This window comes from Nonomuraea sp. MG754425 (assembly GCF_021699195.1).
In the GTDB taxonomy this organism is placed as follows: Bacteria; Actinomycetota; Actinomycetes; order Streptosporangiales; family Streptosporangiaceae; genus Nonomuraea.
Genome location: NZ_SSXE01000038.1, coordinates 23,465 through 43,619, shown reverse-complemented (window position 1 = coordinate 43,619; position 20,155 = coordinate 23,465). Strand labels below are relative to the sequence as shown.

Below are 20,155 nucleotides of genomic sequence, written 5' to 3'. Positions count from 1 at the left end.
CCCGGCCATGGGCCTGCGCGCGGTCGGCGCGCTGCACCGGCTGGCCGAGCAGGTCGAGGCGGAGTCCGTGGCACTGGCCAGGGAGCAGGGCTGGACATGGGAGCAGATCGGCGACGCGCTCGGCATGTCCCGGCAGTCGGTGCACGCCAAGTACGGGAAATGAGGGGGCTGACGATGTTCGGCAAGCAGAAGAGCCCGGTATCGGTGATCATCAAGGCCGCGTTCGAGGAGGCCAGGCTGCGCGGCGACCGGCGGCTCGGGACCGAGCACCTGCTGCTCGGCCTCCTGCACCACGGCCCGTCCGCCCAGGCGCTGGGTGTCGACCTGGCCGCCGCCCGTGCGGGCCTCGACGAGCTCGACCGGGCCGCACTGCGCATGCTCGGCCTGGAGGTCGGCGACGTGCCCAAGACACCGCGCAAGCATCCGCGCGTCCCCGGCACCGCGCTCACCTCCAGCGCCCGCGCCGCGCTCAACAACGCCATCAAGGCCACCACGACCAAGACGAGAGACGCGCAGGCACCCGGCCACCTGGCGCTCAACCTGCTGGCGCAGCGCCGCCCCGACCCGGTCGCGCAGCTCATCGACCAGCTCGGGATCGACCGGGCGGCCGTGCGGGCACGCCTCGCGTGAGGAAATCCGGTTGATCGCCGGGCCCGGTCGCTGACAGGCTCGACGGATGGGGCGCACGTACGACGATCTGGTACGCGAGGCCGGCACCGTCTCCGTCGACGGCTGGGACTTCTCCTGGCTCGACGGCCGGGCCACCGAGGAGCGGCCCTCCTGGGGGTACTCCCGGCTCCTCGGTGAGCGCATGGCACGGGCGCGGGCCGCGCTCGACGTCCAGACCGGCGGCGGCGAACTCCTGGCCGGGCTGCCGGCGCTGCCCCCGGTCACCGTGGCCACCGAGTCGTGGCCGCCCAACCTGCGGCTCGCCGCCTCCCGGCTGCACCCGCGCGGCGCCCGGGTGGTGGCCGACGACGAGCAGCCGCGCCTGCCGTTCGCCGACGGCGTCTTCGACCTGGTCTCCAGCCGCCATCCCGTGGCGACGTGGTGGGCGGAGATCGCCCGCGTGCTCGCGCCCGGCGGGGCGTACTTCTCCCAGCAGGTCGGGCCGTGGAGCGTGACCGAGCTGAGCGAGTACTTCCTCGGGCCGCACGAGGGCGGGCACCGCGACCCCGCGCAGGCCGCCGCCGAGGCCGGGGCCGCCGGGCTGGAGGTCGTCGATCTGCGGTCCGAGCGGCTGCGGATGGAGTTCCGCGACATCGGGGCGGTCGTCTACTTCCTGCGGAAGGTGATCTGGATCGTGCCCGGGTTCTCCGTGGAGCGCCACACGGCCAGGTTGCGCTCGTTGCACGAGCTCATCGAGTCCGAGGGGCCGTTCGTGGCGCACTCGGCCCGGTTCCTGATCGAGGCGCGCAAACCCGGGCGCCTACCCCAGCCGTCGTACGACCGGCCCGCCTGAAGCACTCCTCCTGGCGCAGCGCGAGCCGAGACCGCCGTGCGATTCGCCGCGCGCTCCTCCGGCGGACCCTGGAGGCACGACGTCAAGGAGGAGACATGAACGCTCTGATCACGGCGGGACCGCACTGGGGCGCCGCCGGCGGCTTCTCGCCGATCTTCCCGATCATCTGGGCCCTGCTCTGGGCCGGCCTCATCACGCTGGCCGTGACCGGCTGGCGCAAGGGCTGGTGGGGTCCACGCCGGACGCCCGCCCCGGCGGGGCCCGCGCCCGCGGCCGCCGCGCCGACGGCCTCCGCCGAGCGCATCCTCGCCGAACGCTACGCTCGGGGCGAGCTGACGGACGACGAGTACTTCGAGAAGATGTCCGTTCTTCGTGGCGGTTCATCCTAAACATCGCGATTAGTGCCACAACTGTCACTGGCCGCAGCCAAGGGCCCGCGTTACGTTGCGAGTACCGGCCCGACAGAGGAGTGGGAACGACAATGCGGTCCATCGCCAGGTTCTGCGGCCAGTCCGGTTGCGGTTGTCCCGAACTGTTCCTCGACGAGAGAGCGCCCGAGGCACGCAGGGTGGTCATCACCGACGACTTCGGGCAGCGCGTGGAGATGAGCCGCGCCCAGTTCGGCTCCATCGTGGCTGCCGCCAAGAGCGGCGCCCTCGACAACCTGGCCATCCTCCCCTGAGCACGCAGGCGCTCGCCCTGCTGGCCGGCGGGGTGGCCGCCGGGCTGGTCGCCGGGACCGCCACGTGCACGGCGGCGCAGGGCGGGCTGCTGATGGGCCTCGCCGACGGCCGCGGCGGGCGCGGCCCGGCCCTGGTGGCCTGGTTCCTGGCGGGGCGGCTGGCCGCGTACACCGCCGTGGGGGCGCTGCTCGGGCTGCTCGGCTCGGCCGTCAGCCTGCCACCCCAGGCCAGGGCGGTGCTGCTCGTGGCGGCCGGCGTCACGGTCATCGGCTTCGCGATCCGGCTCATGCGCCGGACGGGCTGCGCCGCGCCGGAGCCGCCGCCCCCGTCCCGGTTCAGGGCCCCGCTGCTCGGCGCGGCCACCGTCCTGGTGCCGTGCGGCGTGACGCTCGGGGTCGAGATGATCGCCGTCTCCAGCGGCTCGCCGCTGGCCGGGGCGGCGGCCATGGCGGGCTTCGTCGCCGGCACCGCGCCGGCGTTCGCGCTGCTCGGGTACGTGCTGCGGCGCGTCTCCCGCACCCGGCTGGCCCGGTGGGCGGGCGTCGTGGCCGTCGGCGCCGGCCTCTGGACCGCCGCGGCCGGCGTCAACCTGGGCGGCTGGCTCGCCGCCCCCGCCGCGCCCGCGTCGGCCGACCCCGGGGCGACCTCGGTCACCGTGTGGGCCACGCGCGAGGGCTACCGGCCCGCCATGGTGTCGTTACGCGCCGGGGTGCCCGTCGAGGTGGTCTTCGAGCTCGTGGACCGGGGCTGCACCGGCACCGTCTCGATCGGCGGGCGCGACGTCGCCCTGCCCGCCACCGTACGGCTGCCGCCGCAACCGGCCGGGACAATGCGTTACGTCTGCGGCATGGGCATGTACACGGGATTCATCCACTTCTCCTAGAGGCTTCGGCGATTACGGTTCGCGATCGAGCGATCACGTGCCAGTCTGTCGCCATGTCCTGGCAAGGAATGGCGGCGATGCCGTCCGTACCGGCGCCGCGGGTGGGAGACGAGCCCGAGCTGCTGGCCGCGGCGCAGGCGGGCGACGCGCAGGCCGCGCACCGGCTCGGCAAGCTCTGCGCGCAGCACGGCGACCGCGTGGCCGCCCGGCACTGGTGGGAGCGGGCCGCCGCGGGCGGCAGCGTGGACAGCGCCTACAACCTGGGCATCTGGCACGAGAAACACGGCAGCCTGGAGGACGCCGTCACCTGGTACGAGGCCGCCGCCAGCACCGGCGACGCCGAGGCCGCCACCAACCTGGCCCTGCTGCTGCTGGAGCAGCGCGGCGACGCCCGCGCGGCCAGGGTCTGGTTCGAGAGCGCGGCCACGGCCGGGTCCAGGACCGCCGCCCGCCGGCTGGCGCTGATGTGCGAGGACACGGGCGAACTGGGCCGGGCCCGCGAGTGGCACCGCCGGGCGGCCGAGGGCGGCGACGCGGCCTCCGCCCACGACCTGGGCTTCCTGGCGTACTGCGCGGGTGACGACACCGAGACCGTGCGCTGGTGGGAGTGCGCGGCCCGGGGCGGCCACGCCGACTCCGCCCACTGCCTGGGCCTGTTCCTGCACGCCAGCCGCGACCCCGAGGGCGCGGAGGCGTACTACCGGCTGGCCGCCAAGAGCGAGCACCCCGGCGCCGCCTCCCGGCTCGGCGGCATCGCGCTGTCGAGGGGCGACCTGCGCGCCGCGCGGGCCTGGTTCGAGCAGGCCGCGAACACCGGACGGGCCTACGACCAGCGGATGGCCGGGTTCGTCTGCATCGAACTGGGCGACACCGCCTCGGCCAGCCACTGGTTCGGACGGGCGGCGGCCGGCGGCGACGCCGAGTCGGCCTTCGACTACGGGCTGCTGCTCATCGCGGAGTTCGGGGACCTGGCGGGCGGGCAGCACTGGTTCCGTCAGGCGGCGCGGGCCGGGCACCACGGGGCCGCCGTCGAGCTGGGCGGGCTGCTGTCGGTGGCCGGGGAGCACGGGGAGGCGCAGGTGTGGCTGACCGATCCGCCGCCGCCCTCATGGGGCCGGCCCGCCGAGCCTGAGCTGACCGCCCGCGCCGAACTGGCCGCGGCGGCCACCGGGCGCGGGGGCGGCATCGCGCTGGAGGTGTCGGACCTGGCCGAGGTGCTGGGCACCTGGGATCTGGTGACCAGGCCGCTGCACGACCACTCCGACGTGGTGGCGTGGCTGGTGGCGCGCAGCGGGGTGCACATGAGCGCGATCGAGCACCTGGCGTCGGTGCGGGGCACGCTGGTACGTCCGGGCGGGGCGCCGTGGCCCAGCCCAGGCGAGCTGCAGCACGTCCTGGGCACCGCCCGCCACCTGCGGCGACGGCTCGGCATCCGGTGACGGGGGCGCGGCCGGGACCGCGCCCCCGTGAGCGCGGGTCAGACCACCTCGGCGACCGCCGTGTACGCCAGGTCGAGCGCCTGCGCGACCGGCTCGTTCGTGAGCAGCCCCGCGTGCGTGTTGAGCCCGCCCGCCAGGGCGGAGTCGGACCTGACCGCGTCCCGCCAGCCCAGCTTCGCCAGCTTGACCGCGTACGGGAGGGTCGCGTTGGTCAGGGCGTAGGTGGAGGTGTTGGCCACGGAGCCCGGCATGTTGGCCACGCAGTAGAAGACCGACTCGTGCACCTTGTACGTCGGGTCGGCGTGCGTGGTCGGCCGCGAGTCCTCGAAGCAGCCGCCCTGGTCGATGGCGATGTCGACGAGCACGGAGCCCGGCTTCATGCGCGCGACCAGGTCGTTGGAGACCAGCGTCGGGGCCTTGGCCCCGGGGATCAGCACCGCGCCGATGACCAGGTCGGCCCGCAGGACCTCCTGCTCGATCGCGTACGAGGTGGACACCAGCGTCCTGAGCCGGCCCTGGTAGACGGCGTCGATGAAGCGCAGCCGGTCGATGTCGGTGTCGAGGACGGTGACCTCGGCGCCCATGCCGACGGCGATCTGCGCGGCGTTCAGCCCGGACACGCCGCCGCCGATCACCACCACCTTGGCCGGGGCCACGCCCGGCACGCCGCCCGGCAGGATGCCCCGCCCGCCGTTGAAGCGCATCAGGTTGTACGCGCCCACCTGCGGCGCCAGCCGGCCGGCCACCTCGGACATGGGGGCGAGCAGCGGCAGCGCCTTGCCCACCTGCACCGTCTCGTACGCGACGGCCGTGGTCCTGGCCGCGAGCAGCGCGTCGGTGCAATCGCGGGAGGCGGCCAGGTGCAGGTAGGTGAACAGCACCAGGCCCTCGCGCAGCCGGTGGTACTCCTCGGCGATGGGCTCCTTGACCTTGAGCACCATGTCCGCCTGGCCCCAGACGGCGTCGGCGCTGTCGATGATCTTCGCGCCGGCCGCGAGGTACTCCTCGTCCGTGATCTGCGAGCCCAGGCCCGCGCCCCGCTGCACGGTGACGTCGTGCCCGTTGCGCACCAGTTCGTGGACGCCTGCCGGAGTGGCGGCGACGCGGTATTCGTGGTTCTTGACCTCGGCCGGGACGCCGATCTTCATGGCGGTGGATCCTTTCGGGAACCGGCACTCCGTCGTGCCGGATTGAGGGGTGTCAGAGCTGAGCCCAGGCTTCGGCGAGCACGCCGCGGAGGATCTCTCCGATCTCGTCGAACTCCTTCTGCCCGGCGATCAGCGGTGGGGCGAGCTGGATGACGGGGTCGCCGCGGTCGTCGGCGCGGCAGTACAGCCCCGCCTCGTACAGCGCCTTCGACAGGAACCCGCGCAGCAGCCGCTCCGACTCGTCGGCGTTGAACGTCTCCTTGGTGGTCTTGTCCTTGACCAGTTCGATGCCCCAGAAGTAGCCGGAGCCCCGCACGTCGCCGACGATGGGCAGGTCGCGCAGGTCGTCGAGGGTCTGACGGAAGCGCGGCTCGTTCGCCGTGACGTGGCCGAGGAGGTCCTCGCGCTCGAAGATGTCGAGGTTGGCCAGCGCCACCGCGGCGGAGACGGGGTGCCCGCCGAACGTGTAGCCGTGGGCGAACATGGTGTCGCCCCCCTTGAACGGCTCGAACAGCCGCTCGTGCGCGATCATGGCACCGATCGGGGAGTAACCGCTGGTCATGCCCTTGGCACAGGTGATGATGTCGGGGACGTAGTCGAACTTCTGGCCGCCGAACATCGTGCCCAGGCGGCCGAAGGCGCAGATGACCTCGTCGGAGACGAGCAGGACGTCGTACTCGTCGCAGATCTCGCGCAGGCGCTGGAAGTAGCCGGGGGGCGGCGGGAAACAGCCGCCCGCGTTCTGGACGGGCTCGGCGAAGACGGCGGCCACGGTGTCGGGGCCCTCCATCTCGATGGCGCGGGCCACCCGCTCGGCCGCCCAGATGCCGTACTGCTCGGGCGTCATGCCCGGGACGCCGGTGATCTCGTCGGCGCGGTAGTGGTTGGTGTTCGGCACCCGGATCGAGCCCGGCACCAGCGGCTCGAACATCTGCTTGAACGCCGGGATGCCGGTGATCGACAGCGCGCCCTGCGGGGTGCCGTGGTAGGCGATCTGGCGACTGATGACCTTGTGCTTGAGCGGCTTGCCGATGAGCTTGTAGTACTGCTTGGCCAGCTTCCAGGCGGTCTCGACCGCCTCACCGCCGCCGGTGGTGAAGAAGATGCGGTTCAGCTCGCCGGGTGTGTGGGCGGCCAGGCGCTGGGCCAGTTCGGCGGCCTTGGGGTGGGCGTAGGACCACAGCGGGAAGAACGCCAGCTCCTGGGCCTGCTTGGCGGCGGCCTCGGCCAGTTCGTGCCGCCCGTGGCCCACCTGGACCACGAACAGCCCCGCCAGACCGTCGAGGTAGCGCTTGCCGTGGATGTCGTAGACGTACGATCCCTCGCCGCGCACGATGGTCGGGATCTCGGACTGCTGGTAGGCGCTGTGCCTGGTGAAGTGCAACCACAGGTTGTCCTGCGCGGCCTTCAGGACGTCGTGTTCGGGCTGCGTCATGGTTATCTTCCCTCGTGTCTGAACTAGCCACAGTGTGCAGGTTCACCAGCGGATTTGCCAAGCGAATCGGTCGTAGCAATATGCAAGAAAATCGGTATCCGTCGAACCGGTATGTAACAACAACGAAATCCGCAGGTAGATTAACGGCGGGTCCGGACCGCCCTGCCGCGTCGTCTCCGCAGCGCAGAGCCGGTTGTGATCCAATGAGATGAACTGATGTGAAATGCCAAGATCGACCCCCGGGGGACCCTCCGTGACTCCAGATCAGATCGAGAGCGCCGTCTCCGCCGCGATGCCACAGGCCATCGAGGAGCTCAAGCGGCTCGCCACCATCCCGTCCGTGGCCTTCCCCGGGCACCCGGAAGAGCCCGTGTTCGCCGCCGCCGCGCTGACCGAGGAACTGCTGCGCTCCACCGGCCTGCCACACGTGCGGCAGGTCGCCGTCGAGGGCAGCTTCCCGGCCGTCTTCGGCGAGGCCCCCGCACCTCCCGGCATGCCCACGGTGCTCCTGTACGCGCACTACGACGTACAGCCGGCCGGCGACCTGGCCGCCTGGCGCACGCCGCCGTTCGAGCCCACCCTCATCGACGGACGCCTGTACGGGCGCGGCTGCGCCGACGACAAGTCCGGCGTCATCTCGCACGTGGCCGCCCTGCGCGCCTTCCAGGGCCGCTTCCCGGTGGGCATCAAGGTCATCGTCGAGGGCCAGGAGGAGTACGCCGGGGACCGGATGGAGTCGTTCGTCGAGCGCAACCCCGACCTGCTGCGCGCCGACGCCATCGTGGTGGCCGACACCGGCAACCCGCGCGTGGGCGACCCGGCCGTCACCACGTCGCTGCGCGGCATGGCCGCCTTCACCGTCGAGGTGCGCACCCTGAAGGAGGCCCTGCACAGCGGCTCCTTCGGCGGGGCCGCCCCCGACGCGCTGGCCGCCCTCATGCGCATGCTCACCTCGCTGCACGACGACAACGGCGACGTCCGCGTCCCCGGGCTGCCGCGCGGCTCCTTCCTCGGGCAGGGGACGTCGGAGGAGGAGTTCCGGCGCACGGCCGGGGTGCTCGACGGCGTGTCCCTCGTCGGCTCCGGCTCCCTCGCCGACCGGCTCTGGTCGTCGTACGCCATCACGGTCACCGGGCTCGACGTGCCCACGGTCTCCGGTGCGGTCAACGCCGTCCAGCCCGCCGCCCGCGCCCGCGTGACCGTCCGCGTCCCCCCGGCGGGCGACCCGAAGACGACGGTCAACGCGGTCGTGGAGTTCCTGCGCCAGGTGGCGCCGTGGGGCGTGCAGGTGTCGTTCGGCGACTTCACGGTCGGCGCCGGCTACCAAGCCGATTCCGGCGGCACCGCCCGCGCCGCCCTCAACCGGGCCATGGAGCGCGCCTTCGGCCGTCCGCCCCGCGACGTCGGGGCCGGCGGCTCGATCCCGCTGGTGAGCACCCTGCTGCGGCAGTTCCCCGCGGCCGAGATCCTGCTCTTCGGAGCCGAGGACGAGGAGGCGTCCATCCACGCGCCGAACGAGCGCGTGGACCTGGAGGAACTCCGCAGGGTCGCCACCACGGAGGCCCTCTTCCTCCAGGAACTCAGCTCACCTTCGACCGGGCGGTAACCCACCGCGGAGCCCGCCCGCGCCCACCGGGCGGGCCACGTTTCCGCCGGGACGGCCGCGCTCATCGGTCCCGGCGTGCACCGCCGGCCCGCTCGCCGATCCCCAGCGCGACCAGCAAGCGCCAGACGTCCGTGGACGGGTCGCGCTGAAGGACGGGGCAGCTTCGAGCGTGCCCCGCACGGGCCGCCCAGTCCTGGTACGACCACGGCTCGCCGGCACGGTCGACCGGCTCGGTCTTCGCGTCGGCGGGCTTGCACAGCCCATGGGCGCAGGCGGCCACCAGACTCCGGGCATGCGCCACCGCCACGCCCTCGCGTCCTTTCAGGGCGTCGCGCCGGGAACCCTTGATGCTTTTGTCGCCTCTTTTGTCGTAGGCGTGGAAGGCTTCGGCGTTCTTCGCCTGCCGCAGTTTCTCGACGACGAGCTTGCTACTGCCGCCCTGAGCTCCGCCGAAGGGCTGGAAATGCAGCAGCAGCCACAGGTCGAACGACGGGTTCGAGAATGCGATCTCGATTCCGTTCTCGGCCGCCGCCTTGATCGCCTGCGGAATGTCATCCCACCGGTCACGATCGAAGAGCGCCCACGCCTCGTCCTCGTCGGCGGCCTGCCGGGCGGCTGCCACGGCACCGGAAGGCGTCAGCCCGTTCCGGCGATAAACCGGCTGAATCCGGAAAGGCTGCCTACCCTTCTCGTCCCCGTCCCCGAACTGCTCATTCAGATATTGCAGGTAGTCCGGCTCCGTGGACTCGCCCTCACAGGCCACGTACAGCACCCGCACCTCGCGTGAGCGGGGGCTGAGCCTCGGTACCAGCGGACGTTCGTCTTCCAGGCGTCCGCGCCTTCGTCGCCTCCCCGGCTCCGGTTCCCCTCTCCTTCTTTTACTCATGCCGTGGCCCCCGCTTCCGGCGAGGAGAGTTCACGGACGATCTCCCCCGCGGTCACTCGCGGCACCCCGCCGTACCGGCCGCGCAGATAACCCCTTTCGAGGTTCTCCTCTTTACGAGGTTTGGCCGCCGTCAACGGGTAGAGCTCCGTTTCTCCCGAGCGGCGTTTCGCCGTGATCCACACCTGATCCCGCTTGAGCGGGCGATCGAGCACTTCACTGCCCAGCAGGGTCGCGTCATGCGTGGTGAAAACGAGTTGCGCGCCGCGCGGATTCGCGTCGGGATCCTGAAAGACGCGTACGACCTCGGCCGCGAGCGTGGGATGCAAACTCGAATCCAATTCGTCCACCAGCAACACCGAGCCCTGGTCCAGAACGGTGAGCATGGGCCCGAGAAAGGCGAACCAGGCATGAGTGCCCAGAGATTCTTCGGTCAGGAAGTTGAGCGGTAGTTCCCCACCGTCCGGCGTGCGGTGCCAGAGCCTGAACTCGCCGGTATCGGGATCCGTGTCCAACTGCGTGATCCCCAGGTCGGCCGACCGCAGCATCCGCACGACCCGTCGGTGGAAGTCCGCATGGCCTTGACGCTGCAGGAGGTGATCGGTCCAGCGCACTCGCTCGCTGACGTCGCTTCGCGGTGTCAGCAGCCAGAGGTTGTTGATGAACCACCGGTACGGCACCGACAGTTGGGGATCGTTGAGAGCCGCGCCGACGGACAGGAAGAGGGCATTGGGACGCGTCAGCCTGACCAGGGCCTCCCGCTCCCCCTTGAAGCCTTCTCCCCTGAAGATGAACTCTCCGCCGTCCGACTCCGGACGATCGGCCTCCCGATCGAACCAGACGTTGCGGCGGCCGTGCGGATACGCGTGCAGCCACTCCGCCTCCACCCGCTCATCCGACAACTCGAAGCCATAGGTGTAGCGGACCGGATCCGGGCCCAGGACCACGTCGACCTCGAACAGGCTCGTGGCCTCGCGGGACTCGGAGTCGAGCTTGAAGGGCTGCCGCGGCACCGTCTCGGGTGACTTGGCCCAGTCGGCGAAGGAGTCCTGGACCGCGTCGCGCATGAGCCGGATCCCGCTGAGCAGGTTGGACTTTCCCGATGCGTTCGCGCCGAACACGCCCACCACGGGTTGCGCCGAAATGTCCTGGCCCCGGTGCTTGAGACCTGTGGTGCGCGCGGTGCCCTCATCGAACTCGGTCGCGATCAGGGACAACTCGTGCTCATCGCGGATCGACCGATGGTTGGCCACCCGGAAGCGGATCAGCATCCCAGACCTCCTACCGAGACATAGCGCCCTGACCCGTCATCTGCATTCTGGCGCACAGAGCCTGCATGAAACAGCCTATGACGCCACTTCGAGGGATGCCACCATGCGGATCGGCAACGCGCCGGTCCGGGTGGGTCAGTGGCGGGCCACCAGGCGGAGGCCCGTTTCCACCAGGGCCCAGCCGAGGCGGGTCTCCCAGGTGCGGGCCGCCGGGACGGGGCGGCGGGTCAGGCGGTGGCGGGCTGCCTCGGCTCTGAGTTCGAGGGCGCGCACCCGTTCGACGTACAGGAATGACTCCGGGTTCATCGGTGCTCTCCTCCTGCCGCTACGCGCGGAACGGGAAGCCGTACGTCTGGACGGCGACGTTCTCGCGTCCTTCCGTGTCGCCCGCGTCGCGGGCCGCCTCGGCACGCCGCCGGTAGCCCAGGACCACCTCGGCGAGTTCGTCGCGCAGGGATCGCAGTTCCTCCGGCCTGAGCGGCAGCAGGGTCTCGGCGGCGAAGGCCGAGTCGCGCCAGTCGTCGCCCCACACGGCTTTCATGTCGAGGTAGCTCTCGTACAGCTCGCCGCGCTGGCGGGCGTACACGCGTGAGACGGCGGTGTGGACGGCGGCGCGGTCGGGGGCGTCGCGGAAGTCCTCGTCCGTGGTGGTGATGCTGGTCATCACCGGCTGCCACCAGCGTTCCCTGGCGTCACCGCTGCGCCCCGCGACCTCCTCGATGACGCCGTGCCTGGCCAGCTTGCGCAGGTGGTAGCTGACCAGGGACACGGCCTCGTCGACCTGGTCGGCCAGTTGCGAGGCCGTCGCCGTGCCCGCCACGTAGAGCGCGCGGTAGAGCTTGATGCGCAGCGGGTGGCCGAGGGCCTTGAGCGTGTCCAGGTCTTTGACGCGATGGGTCTGCTCGGGGGAGGTCATGCCTCCACCGTAAAAGCGAAAGGAAATTTGCGCAACAAAGATTGCGCAACTTATTTTTCGGATCAGGCTCCGGAGCCGGCCTGGAACCGCCACCGGATCTGCGCGAACTCGCCCTTGCGGAAGCCCAGCACCTTGACCGGAGCCACCTCGAACACCAGCGCCTCCCCGCCAAAGCCGTTCACGAAGACCCCGTCGCCGACGTCGAAGTGCCAGCCCTCGCCGTACTTGGCCTCCCACCCGTCGGCCAGCCGCTTGAGCTCGCCGGTGTCGATCACGCGCTCGGCCACGCCCTCCAGCATCAGGTCCAGGCCGGAGTCCATGGAGTTGTTGCCGGTCATGAGCACGCAGTTGCGGTTGGACTCCAGGTTCCTGGCCTTCTGCTCCTCCGCACCTGTGCAGAAGTAGAGCGCGGTGTCCTGCCAGAGGGCCATCAGCGTGGTGACGTGCGGGCGGCCGTCGGCTCGTACGGTGCTCAGCCAGTACGTCTGCGCGTTCGCGAGCTGCTCGCGGGCCTCGGCCCAGGGCGGCGCGACGGCGTCCGGGGCGCTGAACCGGGCATCCAGCTCCGTCGTCGGTTCCATGTTCACTCCCTTGGTTCGGCTGTTGAAAGGACAGACCAGTGGGGCGGCGGGAACTCATCTGTGAGGGCAGGATAGGTGGTGGTCCACCATGACGGAGGTAATACGCAGATGGCCACGTTCGCGCTCATTCACGGTGGTGGCGGCTCCGCCTGGGACTGGCACCTGCTGGAGCCCGAGCTACGCGCGCGCGGCCACGCGGTGGTGGCGGTGGACCTGCCCGTCGAGGACGAGCGGGCCGGGCTGATCGACTACGCCGACACCGTGGTCGAGGCCGTCGGAGACCGCCGCGACCTGGTCGTGGTGGCGCACTCCTGGGGCGGGATCGTGGGGCCGCTCGTCTGCGCCCGTACGCCCTGCGAGCTGCTGGTCCTGGTCACGGCCATGATCCCGGTCCCGGGCGAGCCGGCGTCGGCGTGGTGGGAGAACACCGGCTTCGAGCAGGCCGAGCTCGACACGATCGAGCTGTTCCTGCACGACGTGCCCGCGGACCTGGCGCAGGAGTGCCTCTCCCGCGGACGCGAGCACGCCGACGGGGCCATGGCAGAGCCGTGGCCGCTGGGCGCGTGGCCGGAGGTGCCGACGAGGTTCCTGCTGTGCCGGGACGACCGGTTCTTCACGCCGGAGTTCATGCGCCGGGTCGTGCACGACCGGCTCGGCGTCACCCCTGACGAGATCGACGGCGGTCACACTCCCATGCTGGCCCGGCCGAAGGAGCTGGCCGACCACCTGGAGGGCTACCTGACCGGCAGGCCGTAGACCCGGCGCACGTCGGCTCCGGGAAAGCACGTCGGCTCCGGGAAAGTCGTTGACGCCGGGAAAGTCGTTGACGCCGCTTCTACGATTACCCCATGCCGGATATCTCGACTCTCGTCCTCTTCTGCACGGCCACGCTGGGGCTGCTGCTCATCCCGGGCCCCGCGGTGCTCTACATCGTCACCAGGAGCGTCGCCCAGGGCCGCACGGCCGGGCTGATCTCCGTCCTCGGCATCCACACCGGCTCGCTCGTCCACATCGCGGCGGCGGCGCTGGGCATCAGCGCGCTGCTGTCGGCCTCGGCCACGGCCTTCACCATCGTCAAGTACGTGGGCGTGGCCTACCTGCTCTGGCTCGGCGTGCGCAAGCTGATGCACAAGGGCGGCGGCGAGGAGGCCGTCGAGCTGAAGGTGCAGTCGAAGCGGCGGCTGTTCTGGGAAGGGTTCGTGGTGAACGTGCTCAACCCCAAGACCGCGATCTTCTTCCTGGCGCTCCTGCCGCAGTTCGCCCAGCCCTCCGTGGGGCCGGTCGGGCCGCAGATCCTCGTGTTCGGACTGGTGTGGCTGCTGCTCGGCATGGCGTCGGACGGCACGTACGCGATGCTCGCCTCCACCCTGGCCGGCAAGATCCGCAGCTCGGCCCGCGCGCGGCGGCGGCTGGACGTGGGCAGCGGGATCGTGTACCTGGGACTGGCCGCCTGGCTCACAACCGAGAAGGCCTGACAAGCCGCGAAATTTCCGGTTCATAGTGCGATAGTGAGAAGGAGATCAGGAGCCGATCGGGGGCTCGTCTTCCGACGTAGTGACAGGTAGGCGGACCCATGGACACGCCACCACACCGCCTCGGGCTCGAACGGGTCGTCGAGGTCTGCTCCGGTCATGACGACCTCGTCGCCGTGACCGGATCGGGTCATGTGCTCGGCCCCGATCTGGTGCTGACCTCCGGGCACGTGGCGGCGGCCGGCCGGCCCTGTCGCGTCCGCCCGCCGGCGTCGGCGCGGTGGCTGGCGGCCGAACCGGTGTGGCGGGGGCGCGGCGGCGTGGACGTCGTGCTGCTGCGGGTCTCCGAACCGGCGTGGAACGGGCTGCCCGGCGTCGAGCACCACCGGTGGGGCAGGGTGCCCGCCTCCCGTCCCCTGCGCTGCGTGGCCGTCGGGTTCGAGCGGACGCTGCCGGGCCTGGTGAGTCCTCCGGCGGGGACGGCGTCCGGGCTGGTGGGCCCGTTGGCCGGAGCGGTGTCGAAGGCTCTGGCGGTGAGCGTGCCCGAGGCCGACGGGCTGCCGGCCGCGCTCTGGCAGGGCATGTCCGGAGCCGTCCTGCTGGCCGAGCCCGCCGGGCAGATCGTCGGCGTGGCCGTGCGTCCCGGCGGGCGCCGTCTGGACGCCGTGCCCGCGACCGCGCTGCTGGGCGACGCGCGTTTCCGCGAGTTGGTGGGCGCGCCGCCGGGGTCGCCGGAGACCGTGACGGAGGGCGAGCCCTCGATGGTCCTGCCCGCACTGCTCGCCCCGGCGCGCGGCCGGCCGCCGCAGGACTGCTCGGACTGGGCGCTGCTGCCGGCCCGGCACGAGGTGGTGCCGTTCCTGGGACGTGACGCGGAGCTGGGCGAGCTGCGGGAGTGGGCCGCCGAGCCCGTCCCGCTGTCGATCGCGGTGCTGAGCGGGCACGCCGGGACGGGCCGGACGCGGCTGGCGGGCGAGCTGTGCGCCGAGCTGACAGAGGCCGGGTGGGACACCGGGTTCCTGCCCCTGGACACGATGACCGGCCTGCTGTCCGGCACGGACGCGGCCCTCGACGCGCCGCGTCCCACGCTGGTCGTGGTCGAGCGGCCCGAGCGGTCCGCCCCGGTCGTCGGCGAGCTGATCCGGCGGCTGGCGGGCAACGGCCGCAACCACCGCGTACGGCTGCTGCTGCTGGCCCGCGAGCCCGGCGAGGCCGAGTGGTGGCGGCGGCTGGACACGGCGGCGGGCGGCCGGCTCAGACGGCTCAACACGACGACCGTGCGGCTCAACCCCCATCCGCTCACCCTGGCCGAACGGACGGAGCACGCGCTCACGGCCATGAAGGCGTTCGCGCCGAGCCGGGCCGCGTTACCCTCCCCGCCACGCCTCGACAGCCCCGAGTACGGCCTCCCCCTCCACGTCCACCTGGCCGCCCTGCTGCGGCTGCGCGACGGGGACGGTGCCGAGGAGACCGCCGGTGACGGGCCGTCGAGCTGGTTCACGGAACGGAAGACGGAGGCCGGCGGCACCCTGCTCGGCCGGTTCGTGAGGCGCGAGCACGAGCAGTGGGCGCGGGTCTGGCCGGACGGCGCGGAGCGCGTCGGTGACCTGGCGGCCCGGCAGGCGGTGGCGGTCCTCACGCTCACCGCGCCTGCCCCGGCCGAACTGCCCGGCCTGCTGACGGCCGTACCCGGCCTGCGCAACCGCGCCCCGCACGCCGACGCTCCGGACCGGTCCGGAGCGCATCCGGCCTCGCCCTACACGGCCCCGCTGCACGTGGGCGCCCTGAACACGGCCGGCTGGCTGACCCGCGTCTTCCCCCTTTCCCCTGACCTCCTCGGCGGCGGGCGGCTGACGCCGATCGGGCCGGACCTGGTGGCCGAGCAACTGCTGGCCGAAACCGAGGACCTGGCCGCGCTCGTGCTCGCCGTGCACGACCACGAGGCCCGCACGGTGCACCATCTCGTCCGGATGCTCGACGTCCTGCGCCTGTCGGCGGGCCGGGAACCGGTCAGGTCGGCACTGTGGTCCCTGGTCGCCAGCCGGCTGGCCCGGATGGTCGCGCAGGCCGTGGCGAACCCGGCCACCGGGCTCGGCGACGCGCTCAACTCCGCGCTCACGCTGTTCGCCGGTGACCGGCAGCTCGCCGAGGCCGCCGCCGCGCTGCCGCCGGGGCCCGACGCCCGAGGGACCGGGCTGGGGTTGCGCGCCCTCAACGTGACGCTGTCCGAGCTGGCGGTACGGCACCGGCGCGGCTCCGGCGGACGGCTCGCGCTGGCCGGCGCGTTGACGTGGTCGTCGGCGGGGCTGGCGGCCGTGGGCCGGGTGGGCGAGGCGGTCGTCGCGGCGGCCGGGGCCGTGGAGACGTATGCGGGCGCTCCCCCGTACGAGGATGCGGCCGGGCGGGCGGAGGCGCTGTTCGGGCTGGGGGCGTGCCTGCTGCTCGGGGGTGAGGCCGACGCGGCGTTCAAGCCCGCCCAGGAGGCGGCGGCCAGGTACCGGATCCTGGCCGAGGAGGACCCGCGCTACACGGAGCCGGCCGCTCGCGCGCACTACAACCTCGCCTGCGCGCTGCTGGAGATCGGACGGCTGGGTGAGGCGGTCGAGGCGTTCGAGGCGGCGGGCGGGAGCGCCGGTTTCGCGGCCCCGGTGCGGGGCGTCCTGGCTGCCGGCTCTCGGGGAACGTCCTCCAACGGGGACAGCAGCGGGCCCGCCGGGGCTCGTACGCCACCGGCGCGGGGCGTTGCCGGGACGCCGATGCTTCCGGCTCCGATACCGCTGTCATCGGCCGGGTTCCTGGGAGGCGGTGACGCCGCTGAGCTGCTCGCCCCGTACCAGAGACCCGGCACCCGGCCACCGATCACGCCCGGGGCCGCCGCCCGGTCGCCGAGCGCGCCTGCGCTGTCCCGCGTCCCGTTGCACAGCGGCCCCGGAGCCGCGGCCCGGCCGGCTGCCCTGGTCCAGGAACCCGGTGTCACCGGCCGGCCGCCGGTCCCGCCCGGTGGGATCGGCGCGGCTCCGGTGGAGGGGTCGGGGGTCGCGCCGCTGACCCCGTTCGAGGGGACCAGCGCCGCCGCCGCGCTGCCCGAACTGGCCGCCGCGATCGCCGTGGCCGCCACCTCGGCCGTCCAGAGCGTGGCTCCGACCAGCAGGAACGTGGCCCACAGCCTCCACCTGGCGGCCGTCTGGCTGGAGCGGCACGGCAGGCCGGCCGACGCCCGCGTCCCGGCCGCCGAAGCCGTCGCCCGCCTGCGGGCCCTGGCCGCCGAGGAGCCGGGGTTGCGGGCCATGCTGGCCTCGGCCGCCGCCGTGCTGTCCAGGCTGCACGCCCGTCTGGACGACGTGGACGCCGCCGTACGGTCCGCCGCCGAGTCCGTACGGAACCTGCGCGCGCTCGTCACGCTCGAACCGGACGAACACCGCCGAGCCCTCGCCGACCAGCTCCTCGACCTCGGCGAGCTGCTGCTGATCGACGACCGGCCGGACGAGGCGCTCGCGGCGCTGCGGGAGGCGGCGACGGCGCCGCCCGAGCGACGCACGGCGACGCGGGCCAGGGGCAGGTGGCTGCTCGCCCTCTGCCTGGACGAGCTGGGCCGGACCGCCGACGGCCGCGCGCAACTCGACCTCGCCATCGAGCTGTACGACGTGCTGAGCCTCGACGACGACACCTTCCGCCCCCTCCGCGACGAGGCACGCGGGCGGCTGGAGCGCACCCCACGGGACGACTCCCCGCACCCGCCCGCCGGGGAGCCGTGGCTGCCCTGGCCGCCCCCTCAGGACGACGCCGTGGACCGGGCGGAGCGGCGGCTCGCGGAGTGCCGGGAGGCCGTCGAGGGTGCCGGTACGCCGGAGATCGAGCAGGTTCACGGGTATCTGTCCGCACAGGCCACGCTCGCCCGCGCCTGGGCGGACACAGGGCGGCCCCGGGACGGATTGGCGCTGGCGACCCGGGCGGCCGAACTGCTGCGGCGGCACGCCGGGCCCGACCGGCCGCACGCGATCGCGGCCGGCATGGTCGCGGCGGCGCTCGGGCGCTCGCTCGTCGGGCTCGGGCGGCACGAGGAGGCCGTCCCGCACCTGGTCGAGGCCATCGAGTCCTACGAGCCGCACGCCGGGACGAGCGCCGAGTTCCGTACGGAGCTGGCCGGGCTGATGGCGCTGGAGGCGGTCGCCCTGTCCCGCGCCGGCCGCCCGTCGGACGCCGAGTCGGCCGCCGACCGGGCGGTCGGCCGGTACGAGCAGTTGGTCACCGAGCGCGCCACCCACCCACTGGCCCTGGCCGGCGCCCTCCACCTCCAGGCCGGCCTCCGCTTCGCCAGGCCGGGCCCCGGGCAACCGCGGCAGGACGCCGAACAGGCGCGGCAGGCGGCCGTTCGGGCGCTCGGCCTCATCCCGTCCCCGATCACCGACCAGGAGCGGCTGCTCGCGGCCGCCTGCATGGAGCTGGCCGGCCTGTGCCTCGCCGAGCTGGGCGAGGACGACGCCGCCAGGGAGCGGCTGACGGAGGGCACGGCGGCGATGGCCCGGCTCGGGCCCGTCCCGGGCGATCTCGCCGGTGTGCACCTGCGGGCGCTGCTGCGGCTGGCCAGGTCGCGGGTGGCGGACGACGGCCCGGCGGCCGGGACCGGCCTGTACGCGCAACTCCTGGGGCTGCGGCCGGTGGCGGGGGAACTCGATGGACTCGTGGAGTCGCTCGCCTGGTTCGCGGCCGAACTCGCCCGCCAGGGGCCGCACGGGGCACCCGCCGGAGTGGTGGACGGGCTGGTGGGACCGCTGACGGCGTTCACGGAGGCGCTGGAACGGGAGGTGCCGCTGAGCGGCGCGCCCGAGACGTTCGACGGCTACGCCCGGTGCCTGGCGAGCCTGAGCGCCACGGCGGCACAGGCCGGGGCCGGGGCGAGCGCCGTCTCGATCGCCGAGCTGTCCGTGCGCGTCCGCCGTGGCCTCGCCGCCGCCTCGCCCGCCTACCGGGAGGAACTCGGCACCGCCCTCGCCGCGCTCGCCGCCCTGCCCGCCGCTCCGGACCGGAACACCCCCGGCCATCCCGCCCCGGCCAGGCTCGCCGTGCTGGAGCAGGCCATCGACCTGCTCAGCGGGTACCAGGACCACCCCGCCACGCTTCAGGCGCTCGCCGGAACCCTGCACCGCTACGCCGCCGAACTGCTCGACCAGGGCCGGGCCGTCGAGGCGCTGGCCCACTGCGAGCGGGCCGCCGACCTCTGCGACGAACTGGAGGACCCGGCCCTCGCCGCCGCCACGTACGCGCGGCTCGGCGCCACCCTCGCCGCGCTGGACCGCCCGCAAGCCGCCCTGGAGTCCATCGCCTGGTCACTGGCCGAACTCGACCGCGACGGACGGCCGGCCCGCGATGACGAGCCCCGGCGGGTGCGGGCGCAGGCGACCCAGGTCAAAGGCCGGGTGCTCCGGACGCTCGGACGGGGCCAGGAGGCGACGGAGCACCTCGTGCGGGCCCTGCGGCTGTTCACGGAGCTGCCGGAGCCGCTGGCCGCCGCCGAGACGGCCGCCCTGATCGCCGACGACCTCCTCGCCACCGGACACCCCCAGGAGGCCGCCGAGTACGCGCGACTCGCCACGACGGGCCACGAACCGGGCACGGTGAAGCACACCCTGGCCACCCAGCGCCTGGCCAGGTGCCACATGATGCTGGGCGCACTGGCGGAGGCGAACACGCTGGTGGAGAGCCTGATCCCGATCGCCAGGCGCTTTCCCGGCGATCTGACGCACCGGGCGATCCTGGCCGACTCCCTGGCGCAGAGCTCGGAGCTGATGCCGCTGCTTCGGCTGGACGGCGGCACGGAGGCCGAGACGCGGGCGCGCGAGGCCATCGCCATCTACGACGAGCTGCTGACCACGGGCATGAACGCACAGGCCCTGCACACCAGCCGCGCGGGAGCCTGCCTCACGCTGGCCGCCGCGCTGCGGATGCGGAACCTGGCGGCCGAGGCGGTCGAGCCGCTGCGGGAGGCGGTGGCGGCGCTGGAGCGGTTCTCGCCGGGGAACACGATGCAGGCCGGGCTGCTGTCGCGGGCGATGCTCATGCTGGGCGACGCGCTGATGGAGGCGGGCCGGCCGCTGGAGGCCGGGCTCGTCTTCCACCGCAGCACGCAGGTCACGCGGGACGGCCTGACCAGGGCCGTGGCGCACGCCCGGCTCGGTCTCTGCCAGCAGGAGCTGGGCCGGGACGACGCCGCCGACGCCGCCCTGCGCGTCTCCGCGGACCTGCTGCGCGAGTTGCCGGCGGCCGGGCACGACCTGCTGCGAAGCGTGCTCCGCAGCCGGCTCGACCTGCTGGAGCGAGCCGGCCGGAGCGCGGACGCGAAGGCGGTCGAGAGCGAACTACGCCACCTGTCATGAAC

18 protein-coding genes are annotated in these 20,155 nt (G+C 73.0%); 11 read left to right on the top strand and 7 right to left on the bottom strand.

Annotated features, from left to right (window positions below; translation table 11 throughout):
- The first annotated feature begins 7 nt into the window (after window positions 1–7).
- The 7 genes from FAF44_RS15980 to FAF44_RS15950 all read left to right on the top strand — a co-directional run bounded on the left by FAF44_RS15980 (window position 8) and on the right by FAF44_RS15950 (window position 4,467).
- Window positions 8–163 carry a helix-turn-helix domain-containing protein gene (locus FAF44_RS15980; protein ID WP_237103959.1) on the top strand — a complete coding sequence of 52 codons (156 nt, stop codon included), beginning with the start codon at window positions 8–10 and terminating at the stop codon, window positions 161–163.
- Window positions 160–630, top strand: a complete 471-nt coding sequence (locus tag FAF44_RS15975) for a Clp protease N-terminal domain-containing protein (RefSeq protein ID WP_237103945.1) — start codon at window positions 160–162, stop codon at window positions 628–630. The genes FAF44_RS15980 and FAF44_RS15975 overlap by 4 nt, the downstream gene beginning before the upstream one ends.
- Before the next feature lie 46 nt (window positions 631–676).
- Window positions 677–1,462 carry a class I SAM-dependent methyltransferase gene (locus tag FAF44_RS15970; protein WP_237103944.1) on the top strand — a complete coding sequence of 262 codons (786 nt, stop codon included), beginning with the start codon at window positions 677–679 and terminating at the stop codon, window positions 1,460–1,462.
- A 95-nt stretch (window positions 1,463–1,557) separates the two neighbouring features.
- Window positions 1,558–1,851: an SHOCT domain-containing protein gene (locus tag FAF44_RS15965; protein WP_237103943.1), complete on the top strand. Its 294-nt coding sequence runs from the start codon at window positions 1,558–1,560 to the stop codon at window positions 1,849–1,851.
- A gap of 92 nt (window positions 1,852–1,943) precedes the next feature.
- Window positions 1,944–2,144, top strand: a complete 201-nt coding sequence (locus tag FAF44_RS15960; protein WP_237103942.1) for a hypothetical protein — start codon at window positions 1,944–1,946, stop codon at window positions 2,142–2,144.
- Window positions 2,145–2,176: 32 nt separating this feature from the next.
- Complete coding sequence (locus FAF44_RS15955; RefSeq protein WP_237103941.1) at window positions 2,177–3,028, top strand: sulfite exporter TauE/SafE family protein; 852 nt, start codon at window positions 2,177–2,179, stop codon at window positions 3,026–3,028.
- Between the two features lie 53 nt (window positions 3,029–3,081).
- On the top strand, window positions 3,082–4,467 hold the full coding sequence (locus tag FAF44_RS15950; RefSeq protein WP_237103940.1) for a tetratricopeptide repeat protein: 1,386 nt from the start codon (window positions 3,082–3,084) through the stop codon (window positions 4,465–4,467).
- Window positions 4,468–4,505: 38 nt separating this feature from the next.
- On the opposite strand, the gene ald is transcribed toward FAF44_RS15950, so the two are convergent.
- Window positions 4,506–5,615 (bottom strand): alanine dehydrogenase, encoded by a 1,110-nt coding sequence (gene ald, locus FAF44_RS15945; protein WP_237103939.1) that lies wholly within the window; start codon window positions 5,613–5,615, stop codon window positions 4,506–4,508.
- A gap of 52 nt (window positions 5,616–5,667) precedes the next feature.
- Window positions 5,668–7,050 (bottom strand): aspartate aminotransferase family protein, encoded by a 1,383-nt coding sequence (locus FAF44_RS15940; protein WP_237103938.1) that lies wholly within the window; start codon window positions 7,048–7,050, stop codon window positions 5,668–5,670.
- A 253-nt stretch (window positions 7,051–7,303) separates the two neighbouring features.
- On the opposite strand from FAF44_RS15940, the gene FAF44_RS15935 reads away from it, so the two are divergent.
- On the top strand, window positions 7,304–8,656 hold the full coding sequence (locus tag FAF44_RS15935) for a dipeptidase (protein WP_237103937.1): 1,353 nt from the start codon (window positions 7,304–7,306) through the stop codon (window positions 8,654–8,656).
- 61 nt (window positions 8,657–8,717) lie between these two features.
- On the opposite strand, the gene FAF44_RS15930 is transcribed toward FAF44_RS15935, so the two are convergent.
- From FAF44_RS15930 to FAF44_RS15910, 5 genes are all read right to left on the bottom strand, one after another.
- The gene (locus tag FAF44_RS15930; protein WP_237103936.1) at window positions 8,718–9,428 is read right to left on the bottom strand and encodes an RloB family protein; all 711 of its coding nucleotides are present in this window, start codon (window positions 9,426–9,428) and stop codon (window positions 8,718–8,720) included.
- Between the two features lie 110 nt (window positions 9,429–9,538).
- Window positions 9,539–10,810 (bottom strand): ATP/GTP-binding protein, encoded by a 1,272-nt coding sequence (locus FAF44_RS15925; RefSeq protein WP_237103935.1) that lies wholly within the window; start codon window positions 10,808–10,810, stop codon window positions 9,539–9,541.
- Between the two features lie 135 nt (window positions 10,811–10,945).
- Entirely contained in the window at window positions 10,946–11,116 is a 171-nt protein-coding gene (locus FAF44_RS15920) for a hypothetical protein (protein WP_237103934.1), read from the bottom strand.
- Between the two features lie 19 nt (window positions 11,117–11,135).
- Entirely contained in the window at window positions 11,136–11,726 is a 591-nt protein-coding gene (locus FAF44_RS15915) for a helix-turn-helix domain-containing protein (RefSeq protein ID WP_237103933.1), read from the bottom strand.
- Window positions 11,727–11,788: 62 nt separating this feature from the next.
- Complete coding sequence (locus tag FAF44_RS15910; protein WP_237103932.1) at window positions 11,789–12,307, bottom strand: pyridoxamine 5'-phosphate oxidase family protein; 519 nt, start codon at window positions 12,305–12,307, stop codon at window positions 11,789–11,791.
- Window positions 12,308–12,415: 108 nt separating this feature from the next.
- Here FAF44_RS15910 and FAF44_RS15905 point away from each other — a divergent pair, with 108 nt between their 5' ends.
- From FAF44_RS15905 to FAF44_RS15895, 3 genes are all read left to right on the top strand, one after another.
- Window positions 12,416–13,063: an alpha/beta fold hydrolase gene (locus tag FAF44_RS15905; RefSeq protein ID WP_237103931.1), complete on the top strand. Its 648-nt coding sequence runs from the start codon at window positions 12,416–12,418 to the stop codon at window positions 13,061–13,063.
- Window positions 13,064–13,155: 92 nt separating this feature from the next.
- Complete coding sequence (locus FAF44_RS15900) at window positions 13,156–13,782, top strand: LysE family translocator (protein WP_237103930.1); 627 nt, start codon at window positions 13,156–13,158, stop codon at window positions 13,780–13,782.
- Between the two features lie 98 nt (window positions 13,783–13,880).
- Window positions 13,881–20,153 (top strand): tetratricopeptide repeat protein, encoded by a 6,273-nt coding sequence (locus FAF44_RS15895; RefSeq protein WP_237103929.1) that lies wholly within the window; start codon window positions 13,881–13,883, stop codon window positions 20,151–20,153.
- Window positions 20,154–20,155: the final 2 nt, after the last annotated feature.

What these genes read in the sequence shown, in the direction of transcription:
- FAF44_RS15905 (WP_237103931.1), top strand. Translation starts at nt 12,416, where the DNA reads ATGGCCACGTTCGCGCTCATTCACGGTGGTGGCGGCTCCGCCTGGGAC.
- FAF44_RS15950 (WP_237103940.1), top strand. Translation starts at nt 3,082, where the DNA reads ATGTCCTGGCAAGGAATGGCGGCGATGCCGTCCGTACCGGCGCCGCGG.
- FAF44_RS15895 (WP_237103929.1), top strand. Translation starts at nt 13,881, where the DNA reads ATGGACACGCCACCACACCGCCTCGGGCTCGAACGGGTCGTCGAGGTC.
- FAF44_RS15915 (WP_237103933.1), bottom strand. Translation starts at nt 11,726, where the DNA reads ATGACCTCCCCCGAGCAGACCCATCGCGTCAAAGACCTGGACACGCTC.
- FAF44_RS15980 (WP_237103959.1), top strand. Translation starts at nt 8, where the DNA reads ATGGGCCTGCGCGCGGTCGGCGCGCTGCACCGGCTGGCCGAGCAGGTC.
- FAF44_RS15920 (WP_237103934.1), bottom strand. Translation starts at nt 11,116, where the DNA reads ATGAACCCGGAGTCATTCCTGTACGTCGAACGGGTGCGCGCCCTCGAA.
- FAF44_RS15960 (WP_237103942.1), top strand. Translation starts at nt 1,944, where the DNA reads ATGCGGTCCATCGCCAGGTTCTGCGGCCAGTCCGGTTGCGGTTGTCCC.
- FAF44_RS15910 (WP_237103932.1), bottom strand. Translation starts at nt 12,307, where the DNA reads ATGGAACCGACGACGGAGCTGGATGCCCGGTTCAGCGCCCCGGACGCC.
- FAF44_RS15925 (WP_237103935.1), bottom strand. Translation starts at nt 10,810, where the DNA reads ATGCTGATCCGCTTCCGGGTGGCCAACCATCGGTCGATCCGCGATGAG.
- FAF44_RS15940 (WP_237103938.1), bottom strand. Translation starts at nt 7,050, where the DNA reads ATGACGCAGCCCGAACACGACGTCCTGAAGGCCGCGCAGGACAACCTG.
- FAF44_RS15975 (WP_237103945.1), top strand. Translation starts at nt 160, where the DNA reads ATGAGGGGGCTGACGATGTTCGGCAAGCAGAAGAGCCCGGTATCGGTG.
- FAF44_RS15970 (WP_237103944.1), top strand. Translation starts at nt 677, where the DNA reads ATGGGGCGCACGTACGACGATCTGGTACGCGAGGCCGGCACCGTCTCC.
- FAF44_RS15965 (WP_237103943.1), top strand. Translation starts at nt 1,558, where the DNA reads ATGAACGCTCTGATCACGGCGGGACCGCACTGGGGCGCCGCCGGCGGC.
- ald (WP_237103939.1), bottom strand. Translation starts at nt 5,615, where the DNA reads ATGAAGATCGGCGTCCCGGCCGAGGTCAAGAACCACGAATACCGCGTC.
- FAF44_RS15900 (WP_237103930.1), top strand. Translation starts at nt 13,156, where the DNA reads ATGCCGGATATCTCGACTCTCGTCCTCTTCTGCACGGCCACGCTGGGG.